Source organism: Clostridium sp. AM34-11AC (assembly GCF_003435375.1).
Taxonomy (GTDB): domain Bacteria; phylum Bacillota; class Clostridia; order Lachnospirales; family Lachnospiraceae; genus Pilosibacter; species Pilosibacter fragilis.
In genome coordinates this window covers 56,599-72,014 of the sequence record NZ_QWGL01000013.1, presented here as the reverse complement: position 1 = coordinate 72,014, position 15,416 = coordinate 56,599, and the positions used below count along the sequence as shown (strand labels likewise).

General features: G+C 48.0%; 15 protein-coding genes and 1 pseudogene. 1 reads left to right on the top strand and 15 read right to left on the bottom strand.

The features are described from left to right. Positions 1–271: 271 nt before the first annotated feature. The 6 genes from DW826_RS09645 to DW826_RS09625 all read right to left on the bottom strand — a co-directional run bounded on the left by DW826_RS09645 (position 272) and on the right by DW826_RS09625 (position 6,549). Entirely contained in the window at positions 272–1,324 is a 1,053-nt protein-coding gene (locus DW826_RS09645) for a tyrosine-type recombinase/integrase (RefSeq protein WP_015554543.1), read from the bottom strand. Next, entirely contained in the window at positions 1,324–2,109 is a 786-nt protein-coding gene (locus DW826_RS09640; RefSeq protein ID WP_117552612.1) for an ATP-binding protein, read from the bottom strand. The genes DW826_RS09645 and DW826_RS09640 overlap by 1 nt, the downstream gene beginning before the upstream one ends. Before the next feature lie 262 nt (positions 2,110–2,371). Next, on the bottom strand, positions 2,372–2,998 hold the full coding sequence (locus DW826_RS09635) for a hypothetical protein (protein ID WP_117470261.1): 627 nt from the start codon (positions 2,996–2,998) through the stop codon (positions 2,372–2,374). Between the two features lie 38 nt (positions 2,999–3,036). Beyond that, entirely contained in the window at positions 3,037–3,186 is a 150-nt protein-coding gene (locus tag DW826_RS18230) for a hypothetical protein (protein ID WP_158553069.1), read from the bottom strand. 230 nt (positions 3,187–3,416) lie between these two features. Next, complete coding sequence (locus DW826_RS18080; RefSeq protein WP_015554537.1) at positions 3,417–3,572, bottom strand: hypothetical protein; 156 nt, start codon at positions 3,570–3,572, stop codon at positions 3,417–3,419. 742 nt (positions 3,573–4,314) lie between these two features. Beyond that, a complete protein-coding gene (locus tag DW826_RS09625) occupies positions 4,315–6,549 on the bottom strand; it encodes an NlpC/P60 family protein (protein ID WP_117552610.1) in 2,235 nt (744 codons plus the stop codon). Positions 6,550–6,873: 324 nt separating this feature from the next. Between DW826_RS09625 and glmS the strand changes: the two genes are divergently transcribed. Next, positions 6,874–8,691 (top strand): glutamine--fructose-6-phosphate transaminase (isomerizing), encoded by a 1,818-nt coding sequence (gene glmS, locus DW826_RS09620; RefSeq protein ID WP_117552609.1) that lies wholly within the window; start codon positions 6,874–6,876, stop codon positions 8,689–8,691. A 141-nt stretch (positions 8,692–8,832) separates the two neighbouring features. Here glmS and DW826_RS09615 read toward each other — a convergent pair whose 3' ends face one another. The 9 genes and pseudogenes from DW826_RS09615 to DW826_RS09570 form a co-directional block, all read right to left on the bottom strand. After that, positions 8,833–9,528 (bottom strand): alpha/beta hydrolase-fold protein, encoded by a 696-nt coding sequence (locus tag DW826_RS09615; RefSeq protein WP_242994076.1) that lies wholly within the window; start codon positions 9,526–9,528, stop codon positions 8,833–8,835. 88 nt (positions 9,529–9,616) lie between these two features. Next, entirely contained in the window at positions 9,617–9,814 is a 198-nt protein-coding gene (locus DW826_RS09610) for a helix-turn-helix transcriptional regulator (protein WP_117498577.1), read from the bottom strand. Positions 9,815–9,871: 57 nt separating this feature from the next. Further along, complete coding sequence (locus tag DW826_RS09605; RefSeq protein ID WP_117514894.1) at positions 9,872–10,393, bottom strand: hypothetical protein; 522 nt, start codon at positions 10,391–10,393, stop codon at positions 9,872–9,874. 178 nt (positions 10,394–10,571) lie between these two features. Continuing rightward, positions 10,572–10,958 (bottom strand): annotated as a pseudogene (locus DW826_RS09600) (DegV family protein); the annotation flags it as partial. 263 nt (positions 10,959–11,221) lie between these two features. Next, entirely contained in the window at positions 11,222–11,854 is a 633-nt protein-coding gene (locus DW826_RS09590) for a cytidylate kinase-like family protein (RefSeq protein ID WP_117552606.1), read from the bottom strand. A gap of 255 nt (positions 11,855–12,109) precedes the next feature. Further along, complete coding sequence (locus DW826_RS09585; protein ID WP_117552605.1) at positions 12,110–13,021, bottom strand: RluA family pseudouridine synthase; 912 nt, start codon at positions 13,019–13,021, stop codon at positions 12,110–12,112. Positions 13,022–13,024: 3 nt separating this feature from the next. Next, positions 13,025–13,534, bottom strand: coding sequence for a signal peptidase II (gene lspA / locus DW826_RS09580; protein ID WP_117504312.1), 510 nt, complete (start codon positions 13,532–13,534; stop codon positions 13,025–13,027). A gap of 8 nt (positions 13,535–13,542) precedes the next feature. Continuing rightward, positions 13,543–14,643 (bottom strand): 3-dehydroquinate synthase, encoded by a 1,101-nt coding sequence (gene aroB, locus DW826_RS09575; RefSeq protein WP_117552604.1) that lies wholly within the window; start codon positions 14,641–14,643, stop codon positions 13,543–13,545. A 12-nt stretch (positions 14,644–14,655) separates the two neighbouring features. Next, positions 14,656–15,411, bottom strand: a complete 756-nt coding sequence (locus DW826_RS09570; RefSeq protein WP_117470267.1) for a YlmH/Sll1252 family protein — start codon at positions 15,409–15,411, stop codon at positions 14,656–14,658. Between the last annotated feature and the right edge of the window lie 5 nt (positions 15,412–15,416).

Genomic DNA, 15,416 nt, shown 5'->3' with positions numbered 1-15,416 from the left:
GAAATTAGTATGAATCCAATAGAGATTAACGAAGTTTCTGTGCATTAAAGTCGATATCTTGCCTCTCCAATGCATAGATGACTCTAAATAAGCCTTTTGACCATATGAGTAATGGCTACTCGATGTGGTTTGCTTTCTCCGCGTTTCTTGGCATAGTAAGTTGCAAATGTCATGTCAACGCAGATTAACGGTAGTTTTCACTTTACACGGAAATAAAGTACGAAATTAGCCTTTTTCATCGAAAAAATTTTTTTACTTTTTCATTTATATGTCAATCTTCGCGCAGCCTTACAACGTTCCGCGCCGACCGTCTGCGTTCTTCTTCCTGAGCCGCATAATGTTTTCTTGTCGTATTGACATCATTATGGCCTAAGACGGAGGCAACGAGGTAGATATCGCCTGTTTCACGATAAAGGCTGGTACCGTAGGTGCTGCGGAGCTTATGCGGGGTGATCTTTTTCAGCGGTGTGACAAGTTTCGCGTATTTTTTTACGAGATTTTCCACGCTGCGCACATTGATCCGTTTTCGCTGCATGGAGAGAAAAAGGGCGTCCTCATTTCCAGGGACGGCATCGATCATTTCGCGCTCGTCCAGATAGTCTTCCAGCACGTCGCGGACTTCGTCGCTGAAATAGATCACGGATTCCTTGCCGCCTTTCCGGTAGACTCTGGCACCGCAGGTATCTAGGTCGATGTCATTGATATTTAATCCAACGCATTCGGAGACGCGGATGCCGGTTCCCAGAAGGAGTGACATCATGGCAAGATCCCGAACTTTTGTTCGCTCATGGTAAAGTTTCTGCTTCTCAGTCAGTTTATCACCTTCCTCGACCTCATCGAGCAGCTTTGCCACCTCATCGATCTCCAGACGGATAATTTCCTTTTCGTGGAGCTTCGGCATGCGCACGAGAGCGGCGGGGTTCTTCTCGATCAGCTCATTTCGGAAGAAATAACTGTAAAAGCTGCGGAGAGAAGAGACCTTTCGCATGAGTCCACGTTCTGTATTGACAACGTCTTCACAGGTATCGCTGGGATGACACTTCAGATAATCAATATATTCTTCGAGATCTGATACCGTCAATTTTTCAAGATCACCCGGCGTAAGAGTATGTGCAGGATTATCAAAAGTTCTGGGATTTGCAGTTTTTAAGAACTGAAAAAAGATTTTCAGGTCATGTGCATACGCGATCCTGGTCCTTACAGAGGTACTTGCTTCAATTCCACGGAAGAAATCCGTGCAGAAATAGGGGAGTTCTTTCTGAAGTTCCCGGAGCTTTTTTGTATTTTCTATATTCTTCTGTTCATGGTAGGAGAGTGTGGCCATCAGAATTCCTCCTTTTTATTCTTGCTTTCACGGTCATTTTCATGGCAAATTTCATCCATTCCGATATTTCCAGAATTCCACCCTTCAATATTTCCGGAAATTACCGCATGAAACAACCGTTCCTTAATTCCCGGATTATCTTTATTTAACTGCTTGGTTAAATTTTTAACATATTCGCGTTTCGTATGTCCATCCGCGGGGCATGGATTTTTGCACACAGGAAGATTATACTTATTCTTAAATCCGATCACATCCGCCTCAGAGACATACATGAGAGGGCGGATCACTGTGAGCTCTGTGCGGTCCAAAAATGTTTTTGGCGGGAACGTATAAAAACGTCCTTCGAACATTAAAGACAACAGCATCGTCTCAATAATATCATCCTTATGATGCGCGTAAGCGATCTTATTGCATCCGGCGGCCTTTGCCTCAAGATTTAGGGCTCCTTTGCGCATTTTCGCACACAGAGAGCATGGATTGGACTCTTTACGGGTCTCAAAAACGATTTTTCCGATCTCGGTGGGGATTATCGTGAGAGGAACCTGAAAGCCGTCGCAAAAGGTCTTTATGCCGCTAAAATCCTGAATTCCGAATCCGAGATCGACTGTGAATGCATGAAGCGTAAAATGTTTCGGGTAAAAGCGCTGCAGTTCATGGAGCGCATAGAGAAGAGCCAGACTGTCCTTGCCGCCGGAGACACCGACAGCAATATGATCCTGATCATCGATAAGAGCATAATCATCAACAGCCTGACGAACCAGGCTTAAAAGTCTTTGTAATTTCATTAGAAAACCTCATTTCATGGAAAACGTGGCAAATCACCGGAATTTCGCCATAACTATTCGATAAACTGTTCTTTCACGAATAGTTGGAAATCTATCCATATCATACCCTATTCCATCCCCAATGTCAATATTCCGGCTTTCAAAACAAAAAATGCCATAATATATTGTCGATGTAGGTAAACATGTCACAAAGATGTAGGACACTTATCACAATCACATGGAAATCCCGCTTTTCTACTATTTTTTCGGAATTATATAGGAATTATTCAATATTACTTTTTTTCTCCAGGACATAATTATCATTATCACCGGTTAGCGGATCGCTGCCTATGGTAATCAATGGTATGCTGTTGGTTTGCCATTTTTCATAGATAGCTTTAAAATTCTGTGTTTTGATTAATAAATCCTGCTTATTATCCTCTGAAGTATGTATCGAATCATATGGCAGTTCCTGTGTCTCTAATATTTCTTTCTGGCCCTTCTGATTAAAGGAAAATATTTCAAAATGGTAATTTCCTATGCCATTCCATATCTCAGGTGTATACTGTAGGATATAGTTTTTATGGTCAACAACAGTTAAATAGTACCAACGCCATCCAGCATGGTTATCAGAGGCATGGTCTTTATATATTACAATAGGATTGCCATCTATTATAGCATATATTTCCAATGTGATTTCCAAGGCATCCTGGCTTATAACAAGTAACTCATCATTACCATCATGTGTTAAATCTACCATAAGAGTTCCTGCAATATTCTCTTCGGGATAACGTGATAAAATATCCTCGAAAAAATTATATTGGTTATTTTTCGTGGCAATAAGAAAACACCCTAATCCCAAAAGTATCATACATATAAAAATCAAAATCTCAAACTTTGTTTTTTTCATTTTTCCCTCTTGCTGTGAAGTTCAAAGTTATGTTTAATTTATACTAAATAATTGGTGAAGCCATTATTGATATCATCTACCGTATAGGTTTTAGATTCCCCCGCCTTTTGATCTGCAAAAGAGGTGGATGAATAGGCAGACAAGAGGAATAGTGTCATGCTGCAGAGTACCAGAAATCTTTTTTTCATAGAGTGCTCTCCTTTTCATTGTTTAGTATGTCTCGTTACTTAGTGTGCAGTGCTAGTTATCTACATGGGACATATCCATTGGAATCATCTCCTTTTCAATATTCGTTAATCCTTTTGTTTTCATATGTTATATGAAACAAACTTTCCTATTCACATTCATATGTTACTGCCATATAGCTCTTTGCCACAGAAACCATGTTTTTACGGATTTATTCATCATAGCGACCTCCTTATCCGGGAGGCATCCATCTTAATGGGGCTTTATTAATTATATTTTTCAGGAACTGATCCAACTCAAAATCTATCGATTTGTCCATGACATATTTTGGTCTGTTCACCGTAATGTTCTCCCCGCAAAAAATAATATTATATTGGTATGTTTCCATTGATATAATGGCTCCTTTGTCCCGGCCATTTGGGTGGAGTGATTGAGAATACAGGTTTCTTTTTTCTGTCATTAAACAGGATTGTAAATTCTTCAATCTTTTGCTGACCTGTTATTCTCTTTTTATAAGGTGGGGACACGAGTATGATCCCGGCGATTTTTTCTGCGTTTAAATTATCAAGCCTAGTTATTTTTCCAAAAAATATTACGCCCATGGTTATCAGCACGAAAATGATATATCTTATTTTAATTTTCTCCTGCCCATACTGCCTCCTGTCTTGGTGCAGTCCGCGTTACTCTTTCCTTTTTTTGAATTATATTATCAAATTGTACTGCTTTCAATACACTTCTTCATATCTTCATAATGCGTAATATATTGTTTATATTTTAGTTAATTATCTGTAATTTTTTCTCTTATAAGCATCCAAAAAATTTTCCTTTCAATCCACTCCCGCCATATTTTCTTCAGCGTATCCAATTATCAGCGCAGAACTGCCTCGATTCAATTTTTATTAATTCTTTTTCTTCACTTTCGTTATCGGCAACTAAAGCAAGCACCTTCTCTCCAGCCGCATTCCAGTCTTTCTAGACCCCTGATGTGCTGTAAAGAAGGTGCTGCACATGATCCGCACAAAAATGTTCATCACAATCATCAAATCAATTTCATACAGATCAAATTATTTAAAATTACTTTTTAGTCCCCAGAACCAGACAAATCGGTTAATTCCCAGAACTACATTCCATTAATCCAGCAGATTTCTATAATACGGCCAGTTCGCGTTCATCACGCCAATTGTGACATTGTTCGCGGAACCCGTCTCATGGACACACTGGATCTGTCCGTTTGAGGTAAATCCGAGGAACATGATAACATGCGGCGTGGATCCCGTGATTACCACAATATCGCCCGGCTTCAAATCCTGGCGTTTTACCTGCCGTCCAAGAGTCCTTAAGCCCTCTGTGCCTTCATACGGCAGATGCGTTCCTGTGACGGACCAGTATACCCAGTTGATCCATCCGGAGCAGTCGAGTCCCTTTAAGATACGTCCCTTGTGATCCGGGATCGTGACGGAACCGAAATTGTTGCCAGTATAATTCTGGGCGCTGGCCTTTCCACCCCAGTAATACGGAACTTTTCCGACAGACTGAAGGGCGTACCGGATAATATTCTTTCTCGTCTCTGAAGTATCTTTTGGAAGTCTGCTCATGTAGGAGTCAATCTCCGTCGTTGAGAGCGGCGCTCTCGTGCCCTCCACGATTACGTTGAGCCCATATGTTTCCGTCCAGTCCTGACGGTTGATATGGCTCACAAAAGCAGTCATTCTCCTGTTCCAGCCCTCCCAGCCGGTTCCGTCCGCGGATACGGACTCCGTCTCTCCCACAGTGTTTCCTGTGTCATCGACACTGTAAAGATTTGAATTTTCGTTGAGTGTGCGGATGGTCGCTGAGATCTTCAGATCGATATGTCCGGGACAGATTAGTGCATGGGATGCAGCCGCCGTATGGACACTATATCCGTTGGCAGCGCTCTCTTCTACTTCGGCTGCCTGTTCCAGACCACCGGTTTCACTGACTGCTTCACTTCCTGACGCCGTTTCCGGCTCTAAAAGGAATGTCTCCGCATTCTGCTCTTCCGCTGCCGCCCGGACAGCATAACCGGAATATTCATGGTCCGCTTCTTCATTGCTGCCGACTCGGATGATCTTCACTGAAGTCTCTTCCGTTCCTTCCGTGGAAGGAGCAGTGGTTTCGCGAACCGTCTCCTCTTTCGTTGTCGGTGCTGCAGTCGTTGAAGCTTCCGTCTCCGGAGCTTTCGTGGCTGCCTCGGTCTTATCCTCCACGCGGATGATCGTCGCTTTCTTTGTGGTCTCCTGGATCACGCTCTCAGCCGTCTCAGCCAGGGAATCCAGGGCGCTTGTAGTGGATTCTTTCGTCTCGGCACCTTCTGTATGGTTTGCAGCCGACGGAGGAACTGTCGTTGTTTCAGCCACCATGGACGTATGTGCGGAGGAATCCTGGGCGGAACCTGATGCGGTGGAACCATCACTGTGGCTCTCGCCGTTTACAGAAACCGTATCTCCGGCCTGGTCGATGACCTCATCGCCTGCGTCTGTTCGGATCTCCGTGTCGATATTTCGTCCGGATACAAAGGTATCCTCGCCTTCCAGCTCGGAATCTCCCTCTTCCGCAGACGCGTTCGGATCCACGCAGCCGTCGCAGTAATAGACATTTCCAAGGGATGCCTGGTAGGAATGGGACTTCGTCCAGAGGTCATTCACATAGGTGCGGATCGTGTCAAGATCCGTGATCCCGTTATAAAACGCATAAACACTTGCCATGGAAAGAATATCCTGGGCATTTGACACTGCGGACGTGACCTCGCCGTCGCCGTTGTAAAACGTAACCTTGACATTCTTAAAATGCTCCACATACCAGGAAGCCGGATTGTTCTTATCCTGAGTCTTCGAGGTCGGGTTATACTGTCCGAGCACAGAGGACGCCTTGCGGCCAAAGGACGGGGCAAGCTTTGCCGGAGCGTTGTTTGCCATGTCATAGATCGCGGCAAACCACTTGGAGTCCTTCTGGATCAATTCCTTCATCAGGATCTCCGCATAGCTGGTCTCCGATCCCTCCTCGTACATGTTTGAAAAGTTTAATTTATATGGAGCCGGTGCATCCGGATCGATCTCCGCTGTGGTCTCATCCGTCGTATTTTCTGTAGGATCCTCGAGAATATCGACGGTCTCCGGCTCATAGATCCGCTCCGTGCTGGTCTCCGCCGGGGCGATCACCGGAATATAGGGAAGCATGGCGGAAAACGCGATACAGGTACATAAAACCATCGCTAAAAGCGGTCTCGCATTCTGCCTGCCTGTCACCCAGTGCATGCAGTCAGCGGCGATCTTCTCCACCTGCTCGCGGATCTTTTCTTTATCAAAAGGTAATTTATGAAAATCTAAATGGTCGTTCAACTTCATTTTCGAGCGTACATCTCCTGCATTATGTAAATATAACGGAGTTAGTATAACATATAGAGGAAGGAAAGTTATTTAAAACTTTCTTAATTTTGCCATTGGAAACAGGCGCGGATTGACTTTCCAGCCATTTAATACTATAATCGTAACAAGTTGGCTCGTGCAGTCGTCAGGGGGGATACAGGAATGTCCCGTAAGCTTGCTTACAGGAAGGTTTCTGCGTCCCTTCTGAACATTAGGAAGGTCCCGCAGGGGACCTCAAGATAGCATGATACCGCGTGAAACATAGTCTAATATTACATAACGAAAAACTGGAGATGAAAATATATGTGTGGAATTATCGGATACTGCGGTCCTTTAGACGCGCAGACAGTACTACTTAATGGTCTCACCCAGCTTGAGTACCGCGGCTACGACAGCGCGGGAATCGCTTTATTTGACGAGAACTCAAAAATCCACTTTATCAAAAAAGTCGGAAAAGTTGCTGCCCTGCGCAAAGTATGCGAGGAAGATCCCATCGTTTCCCATTGCGGAATTGGCCACACCCGCTGGGCGACCCACGGCGGCGTGACAAGTGAGAATGCCCATCCGCATGTGGCAGGAAAAGTGACGATGATCCATAACGGCATCATCGAGAACTACCATGCCCTGACAGCAAAATACCACCTGGAGGGAAAGCTCCATTCCCAGACAGACACGGAAGTTGCCGCTGCGACCTTAAACGAGATCTACAACGGTGACCCGTTCTCCTCCATCCATGAGTTCTTAAGACAGCTAGAAGGTTCCTACGCCTTCTGTATCATGTTTGAGGACCGGCCGGGTGAAGTTTATGCAGTGAGAAACGTAAGCCCGCTTGTAGCCGCTTACACAGCTTCCGGAGCCATGATCGCCTCTGACCTGACGGCTCTTCTTCCGTACTCAAAAAAATACTTTGTTGTCCCGGAAGGAAAGATCGTACAGCTCACTGCCTACCACGCGAGCCTCTACGAGCTTGACGGTACAAAGGTGGAGCCGGAGATCCTCGAGGCATCCTGGAACACGGACGCAGCCATGAAGAACGGCTTCCCGCATTTCATGATGAAGGAGATCCACGAGCAGCCGGAAGTATTAAAAAAGACGATTCTTCCGCGCCTCACAAAAGGTCTCCCGGACCTCTCCGATGAGAAGATCCCGGATGAGCTCTTAAAGCGGATCACAAATATCCGTGTCATCGCCTGTGGAACTGCCATGCATGCGGGAATGGTGGCGAGAGCCCTCATTGAGCCGCGCCTCAGAATTCCGGTGACCGTGTCCATCGCCTCTGAGTTCCGCTACGAGGAGCCGCTGATCGATGACTCGACCCTCACCATCGTGATCTCACAGTCCGGCGAGACCATCGATACCCTGGCGGCACTCCGACTCGCAAGGGAATGCGGTTCCACTGTAATTTCAGTTGTAAACGTAAAGGGATCCACGATCGCCCGCGAGAGCGACTACGTGATCTATACCCATGGAGGCCCTGAGATCGCCGTGGCGAGCACAAAAGCCTACACGGTACAGATCGCTGCCCTCTATCTTCTCTTCTGCCGCATGGCACTTGTACGCGGCGTATATACGGAGGAACATGCAGAGCAGTTCATGAGTGATCTCTTAAACTGCGCTTCCGCCATGGAGACCATGATCCGCGATGAGAATACGATCAATGAGATCGTCACCCACATCGTGAATTACCCGGATGTGTTCTTTATCGGCCGCGGCATGGACTACGCGTTCTCCTTGGAAGGCGCGTTAAAGTTAAAGGAGATCTCCTACATCCACGCGGAGGCTTACGCAGCAGGTGAATTAAAGCACGGAACCATCGCCCTGATCACAGACCATGTCCCGGTGATCGCCATCGCGACCCAGAAACACATCTTCGCGAAGACCATCTCCAACATCCGTGAGGTAAAGGCGAGAGGTGCCTATGTGGTACTCCTTGTAACGGAAGATACCGCTGTCGACGAGGGAATCGCCGATGTGATCATCCGCATCCCGAAGGAAGATGATAAATTCACCGTATTCCCGATCGCCGTCGTCCTCCAGCTCATCGCCTACTACGCTTCCGTCCAGAAAGGCCTCGATGTGGATCAGCCGAGAAATCTGGCGAAATCTGTGACGGTGGAATAATTACCAAATTTATATTCAATATTATTAGGGGCTGTCGCATTAGCAAATATTTTTTGCTGGGCGGCAGCTCTGCTTTATGCCCAAATGGTATCGAAATCGGTTACGTTTTCGATGCCATTCTTTATAAACGCAGTTCATTCTTCACGCTTCCAGTATCGCCTTGATACCTTTTGCGCTTCGCATCGCCACGTCCCGGAAGTGATTTCCGGGGTTCAGCTCCCAGCGCACATTCACGCCGACCTCCTGATAGTGCCTGACGATCGCCTCTGTATTTTCCTGCACGGTTTTCAGTACCGCATGCTTCGTCTTCGCCTCGGCATCCCCTAGCGACATGTAGAGCATCTCCGGTTGCCGCATCAGTTCATGCCGAAGCACGTATTCCCGGAACTTCGGAAACCACAGGGAGCCGGACATGCTGGCCACCCACGCGAAGCAGTCGCAGCGGTACATCGCATAGAGCGCAAAAAGCCCAGCCAGCGAGTACCCGGCGATGCCGACGTACGGCGCGCTTCCCCGGATTTTTTTCCTGGCTGCCGGCACGATTTCCGACGCCAATGTCTCCAGATAGGCATCCGCTCCTCCCGTAGCAGCCGGACCACGCTTCGACAGCGGCGGACAACTCCACGGCGTCATATCGTGATACCACTGAAGCTTTCCGACCACCAGCAGATTGCAGTCCGGCGCATCCATCGCCCGCAGCGCCTGCGCAAGCTCTTCCCCGTCTCCCATCACCGTATTGAAAACGATCAGTGGCCGGTTTTCTCCCTGCGCCGGATACAGCGTAAGCTCCTTTTCACATATCTGAAATCTGATCTTCTCCATTTTGTCACCATACATCAATCCGCGCTCTAATCAATCAAATCCGCTTCTTCTCTTTCATCCTAAGGAGTCTTTTCCTTCATTTCAAACGTTTTTGAAGCCAGGTTCACGGCTCCTCCCAGAACAGTTCGTCCAGTGTCCGGTTCAGCGCCCTGCAGATCGCGATGCAGAGTCGGATCGTCGGGTTATAATCGCCCTTTTCGATGGCGTTGATGGTCTGCCGCGACACGCCGACGAGATCCGCCAGCTGCTGTTGCGACAGATCCAGCGCCGCCCGCGCCGATTTCATCTTCAGGTTTTTCATTTCAGCAGACCTCCCACCGATCGACACCATTTTTCACGAATTTCATCGTCCGGTTTTTCATTCCGCCGAACCTCCCCGTTTGTCCACCCACGCTTTCAGCAGCAGGTTCACGATGATCAGCGCGAAGAACGCAAAGATCAGGAGATAGATGCCGCCATCCCAGGTGAGGATGCCATCGACGATCACGTCGCCAGCACTGGCATGCCCCCGGAAACTCAGGTACTGCATCACCATCACCGCCACCATGAGCACGATGGCTGCGTTCGAGCCCGACGCCTGCCGGATGCCCCAGTACGCATCCTTCCAGATATCATAGAGGATGACCACCAGACATCCCACCATGAGGCAGGCCATCATGAGGAGTGAAAACTCGATCGGCAGTGCACCCACGCACTCCTCCCACAGCATCACTGCCGCAAGCGAGAAGGCCAATGTCAAAAAGCCGTAGCGAAATGCTCTCCCTCGAATCAGTTCCTGCCGCTCATCATAACCACTGTAATCCTTATCCTTCTTAAACATGATGATCTTGAATATCTGAACCGCGATAAATGCAGCCGTAAATGATAAAATCTCTGACATATCCGTCGTCCTCCTTCCGACATAATGTAAAATATATCTTACATCTATAGTATATATTGGATGCGTCATTATGTCAAGAATATTTTACATTTCAAAGCATCAAGATGAGATCTAGGCCGGCTTTTACGCCTTAAAGCCAGTCATCTCAAAGCCGCATTCTTCAGCCACTTCGACACGTTTATGCTTCAAACCCGACCATCACCGAGCCCGTCTTTGCATAGTAGCAGCACAGCGCCCGCTCCGGGTGGATCACGCCATTGAAGGTACCGAACAGCTCCTCGATCCGCATCTTGAGCTGCAGCGCCGCCGCCTCGTTCTGGTTGTGCGCGATGATGACCCTGCCGCCGTTGTATCCGAGTTCCTTCATCTTCTCGAGAATCAGTACCAGCACCTTCTTATCGCCACGGCACTTGCCCTTGAAGTCGAGCGTTCCCTCCGGGCCCGCGGTGCCTACGATCCGGATGCCTATGAGGCCGATGCCCTTCGCGATCACGTGACTCACACGGCCGTTCTTCGCGAAATTATCCACCGAAGCCAGCGAGAAGTAGAGATGCGTCGTCTGATGGTAGGCCGCAAGACCTTTCTATATACCAAGATTCTCTAATCTCGTTGCAACATCACACATGTTTACAATCTCCTTTCCATCGAGCTTCACGATATCAACATATCGATTATCGCCCGTTAAAACTGCCATCAGCTTCAAAAATTTGTCTACATGCTCAATTTCCATTGGATCATTCGGAATATAGTCGGGATCTTTCCTTTTTTCCACAAAGAAACGGGCAGGCAACAGATTTAACTCTGCTCCCTGCCCAATCTTAATATCACTTACTTCTTATAACCTTTCTTGATCTCCACAAAATCCTGGATCATCTTCACAACTCCGTCATACCCGATCTTGCTGCTGTTCAGGCAGAGATCATAGCTTCTGGAGTCGCCCCAGCGCTTGCTGGAATAATAGTTATAGTAACTGGCACGTTTTTTATCGGTCTTGATCATGACATCCTTCGCCTGGGACTCAGAAATCTTATGGCGTTCCATCAAAGTCTTGATCTTCACGTCCTCGTCGGCTGTAATAAATACGGATACCACGTTCGGATAATCAGCCAGCGCGTAGTCAGCACAGCGTCCGATAATTACGCAGGATTCCTTGTCCGCAAGGTTTTTGATCGTATCAAACTGCGCAAGGAAGATCTTGTGGTTGATCGGCATATCCATATATGCAGAGTTCGTATATCCAAGGGAATATGTATCCATTACCAGGGAATATAAGAAACTGCTCGTCGGCTTCTCGTCGTGGGTCTCAAACAGCTCTTTACAGAGACCGCTCTCTTTTGCGGCCAGATTCAGGAGCTCTTTGTCATAACATTTTACACCGAGTTTTTCTGCTAATGCCTGCCCGATATGTCTTCCTCCGCTTCCGCATTCTCTTCCGATCGTAATAATAAGGTTATCACTCATATGCCACAGCTCCTTTCTGTCATCAAGCTTTCTGATAGCTATATTATACAAAAATTGCAGTCAATATGCAAGAGTTATCCCGTAAATTTTCTGAATTTTTGTATCAGTATATGCATAAAGCAGAATAAGTAAGAATGTGCCAAGTCACATTCTCGCGCCGAGCGCGGTCGCTTGCGACAATCCACATCCTCGTGCGAGTGCGCATCATTGGCACGTTTCGAGGATTTTTTTATTACACAAAAAAGCCGGGAAAAATTATCCCGGCAATTTTCTCAAAAGCTCCTCAAAATATTCCGGCAACGGTGCCGAAAACTCCATATACTCCCCCGTCCGCGGATGCACGAACCCTAAAATCCCTGCGTGCAGCGTCTGCCCCTGAAGCTTATACGGGCATTTCGCCGGACCATAAACGGCATCACCCAAGAGCGGATGTCCAATGCTTGCCATATGAACGCGGATCTGGTGCGTTCTACCCGTCTCCAGGCGGCACTCGATATGGGTGAAATCCTTAAACCGTGTGAGCACCTTGTAATGGGTCACTGCGGATTTTCCGTTGTTATAATTGACTGCCATCTTCTTCCGGTCCTTTGGGCTTCTCCCGATAGGTTCGTCGATCACTCCCTCATCGTCCTTCAGGGCTCCGTGAATGATCGCCTGATAACGGCGGGTGATGGAATGCTCCTTGAGCTGTGCCGCTATGGAATTGTGGGCGAGATCATTCTTGCATGCAATGATGACGCCAGTGGTGTCCATATCGATCCTGTGGACGATTCCCGGGCGCAGAACTCCGTTGATCCCGGAGAGGTCTTCCTTACAGTGAAACATCAGCGCATTCACCAATGTCCCCGTATAATGTCCAGCAGCCGGATGAACCACCATCCCCTTCGGCTTATTTACAAGGATCACATCATGGTCCTCATATAAAATATCCAGTGGAATATCCTCCGGCACGATCTCCGGCTCCACAGCCTCCGGCACCTCGAAGGAGATCAGATCCCCCTCAGCCACCTTGTAGCTTGCCTTCACCGGGCGTCCATCTACCATAACTTCCCCTGATTTTAAAAGCTTCTGGAGGAAAGAGCGTGAAAGATTCTCATACTGTTCCGCAAGGAACTTATCGATCCGGTCTCCCGCCGTCTCCTCCGTCACAAAATATTCTTCTCTCACTGGTTATTCTCCTTTTTTCGGTGAAAGGAAGGAAAGCTCATCTTCCTTATAGAAAAAGCCGATGAGAAGGATCAGAAGTCCGGCCGCGCAGACTACATAACAGTCTGCCACATTAAAGATCGGGAAATCGATGAGGCTGAAGTAGAAGAAGTCCACCACAAATCCTCTCACCGCACGGTCGATCAGGTTTCCGACCGCGCCGGAAAGAAGAAGGACCATGGAAATATAGAGCGGCAGATACCGGTTCCCGGAAGGAAGCTTTGCCACAAAAACAAGGACCGCGATCACGACAGCCGCAGCAACTAGGAAGAAAAACCACTGTTTTCCCTGAAGAATTCCAAAGGCAGCGCCCCTGTTTTCCGAGTACAGAAGCTCAAAGACTCCCTTGATCAGCACAAGCGGTCCATTGACCCGCAGCGTGTTGTAAGCCATACTCTTCGCCCACTGGTCCAGAGCGATGAGCAGGGCGGCACATACGGCAAGAACACCGTAGCGTTTTCCGATGGTATTCATAAAAACTCCTATCTGAAAATAGTTGCCAGGGCGCGTTCCATCTCATCCTTCGTGACGGTGCGGTCGATATAGGCATGACCCACACGGTCTAAAAGAATAAACTTGATAACGCCGGCTTCCATCTTCTTATCATTTTTTGTCGCAGCGATGACTTCCTCCGTATTAAGGCCGGAAACGGATGTCGGGATAAAGAAATACTCCATCAGTGCCTTGTATGCGTCGATCTCATCCTGTTTTACAAGTCCGCGCTCTTTGCAGATATTCATGGCAGCCAGGGCACCGACAGCGACACAGTGGCCGTGAAGCATCGTAAAGTTCTTTAATTTCTCAATGGCATGGCCTAATGTGTGGCCAAAGTTTAAGGTCGCGCGCTCATCCTGTTCCGTCGGGTCGATCTCAACAACCTCACGCTTGATGAAATCACTGCCCTGGATCAGAAGCTTTAAGGTGTCCGCGTCTTTTGCGAGGATCTTCGCCCTGTTCGTCTGGATCCAGTCAAAGTACTCTTTATCGAGGATCAGGCCGTGCTTGATGACCTCTCCCATGCCGCCGGAGAACTGATCGTCCGGAAGTGTGCGAAGTACGGACACATTCGTGTATACAAGCTTCGGCATGTGGAAAGCGCCTACCATATTTTTGTAGGAATCAAAGTCTACACCGGTCTTTCCGCCTATTCCGGAGTCCACCTGGGACAACAGTGTTGTCGGGATCTGGACAAAATCCACGCCGCGGAGATAGGTTGCAGCCACAAATCCGCAGAGGTCTCCCGTGACACCGCCACCTAAAGCCACAAGAAGATCCTTTCTGTCATAATGGTTTAAGATCAGGTGCTCGTAAGCGCCCTGGACTGTCTTCAGGTTCTTATTCTCTTCTCCTGCCGGGAACACGTAGGATGTGACCTCACGGCAGCAACCGGAAAGGATCTTTGTCACTTCATCAAGATACAAGTCAGCCACGTTGGAATCCGCGATGATGCAGATCTTTTTCTTCTCAGTGCCCAGCGCGGAGATCTCCTTTGCAAGGGCGTCAAAAGAATCTTCCAGTACGATATCATAAATGGTCTTCCCGTCGAGATGGACAGGGATCCGGTTTACATGTTCTGTGATCATAAGGCTAACCTCCTATTTATAGCGGTACACCACGACAGATGTCCGCCCCTTTTTCGTAAGATTTCCTGGCTCGCCAAACCGGAATTTGCCGATGCCGCGGATCGATAAGATCTCTCCGCCCCGAAGATTCAGCGATACATTCGTGCAGACAGCCCCGTTGACAGAGACCTTCTCGTCTTCGATATATGATGCTGCCCTCGTCCTGGAAAGTCTTCCGCAAAGCGCGATAACAGAATCCAGGCGGACGGAACTCACTGTTCCTGAAATTTCCTCCATCTCTGGCTCCGGAAGCTCAGAAAAATCTGCCGTGATCTCCGTGACAACAGAGGTGTGCCGGATCATCGTGAGATTCTCCGCAAGATATCTGCTCATCTTTTCCATGACAAACGCCCAGGCATTTCCATCCTGCAGGACGATGTCCCCGATCATGGCCCTCTCGATTCCGAGATTCATGATCGCCCCGAGATAGTCTCTGTGGGTGAGCTTCTCCGCGAAGCGCCTGTTTGCGGGAACGATCTTTAAACACACGAAGGGCGGCGCGTAAAGTTCCTCCTCATAGGACGCCAGAAAGCACAAAACCTTTCTTTCAGACATCGGAAAGCCGCCGGAAAGTACGAACTTCACCGGCGGCAGTGTAGCCGACATATTCTGGAAGACAGTCTGTTCTGCGAGCGTCAGAAAATCTGTGTGAAGCGGGATATCGCGGGAGTAAGCGTTTTCTGCCAGTTCCTGGATCCGCTTCCTAAAAAGCTGTTCTTCCTTTTCCATATGGA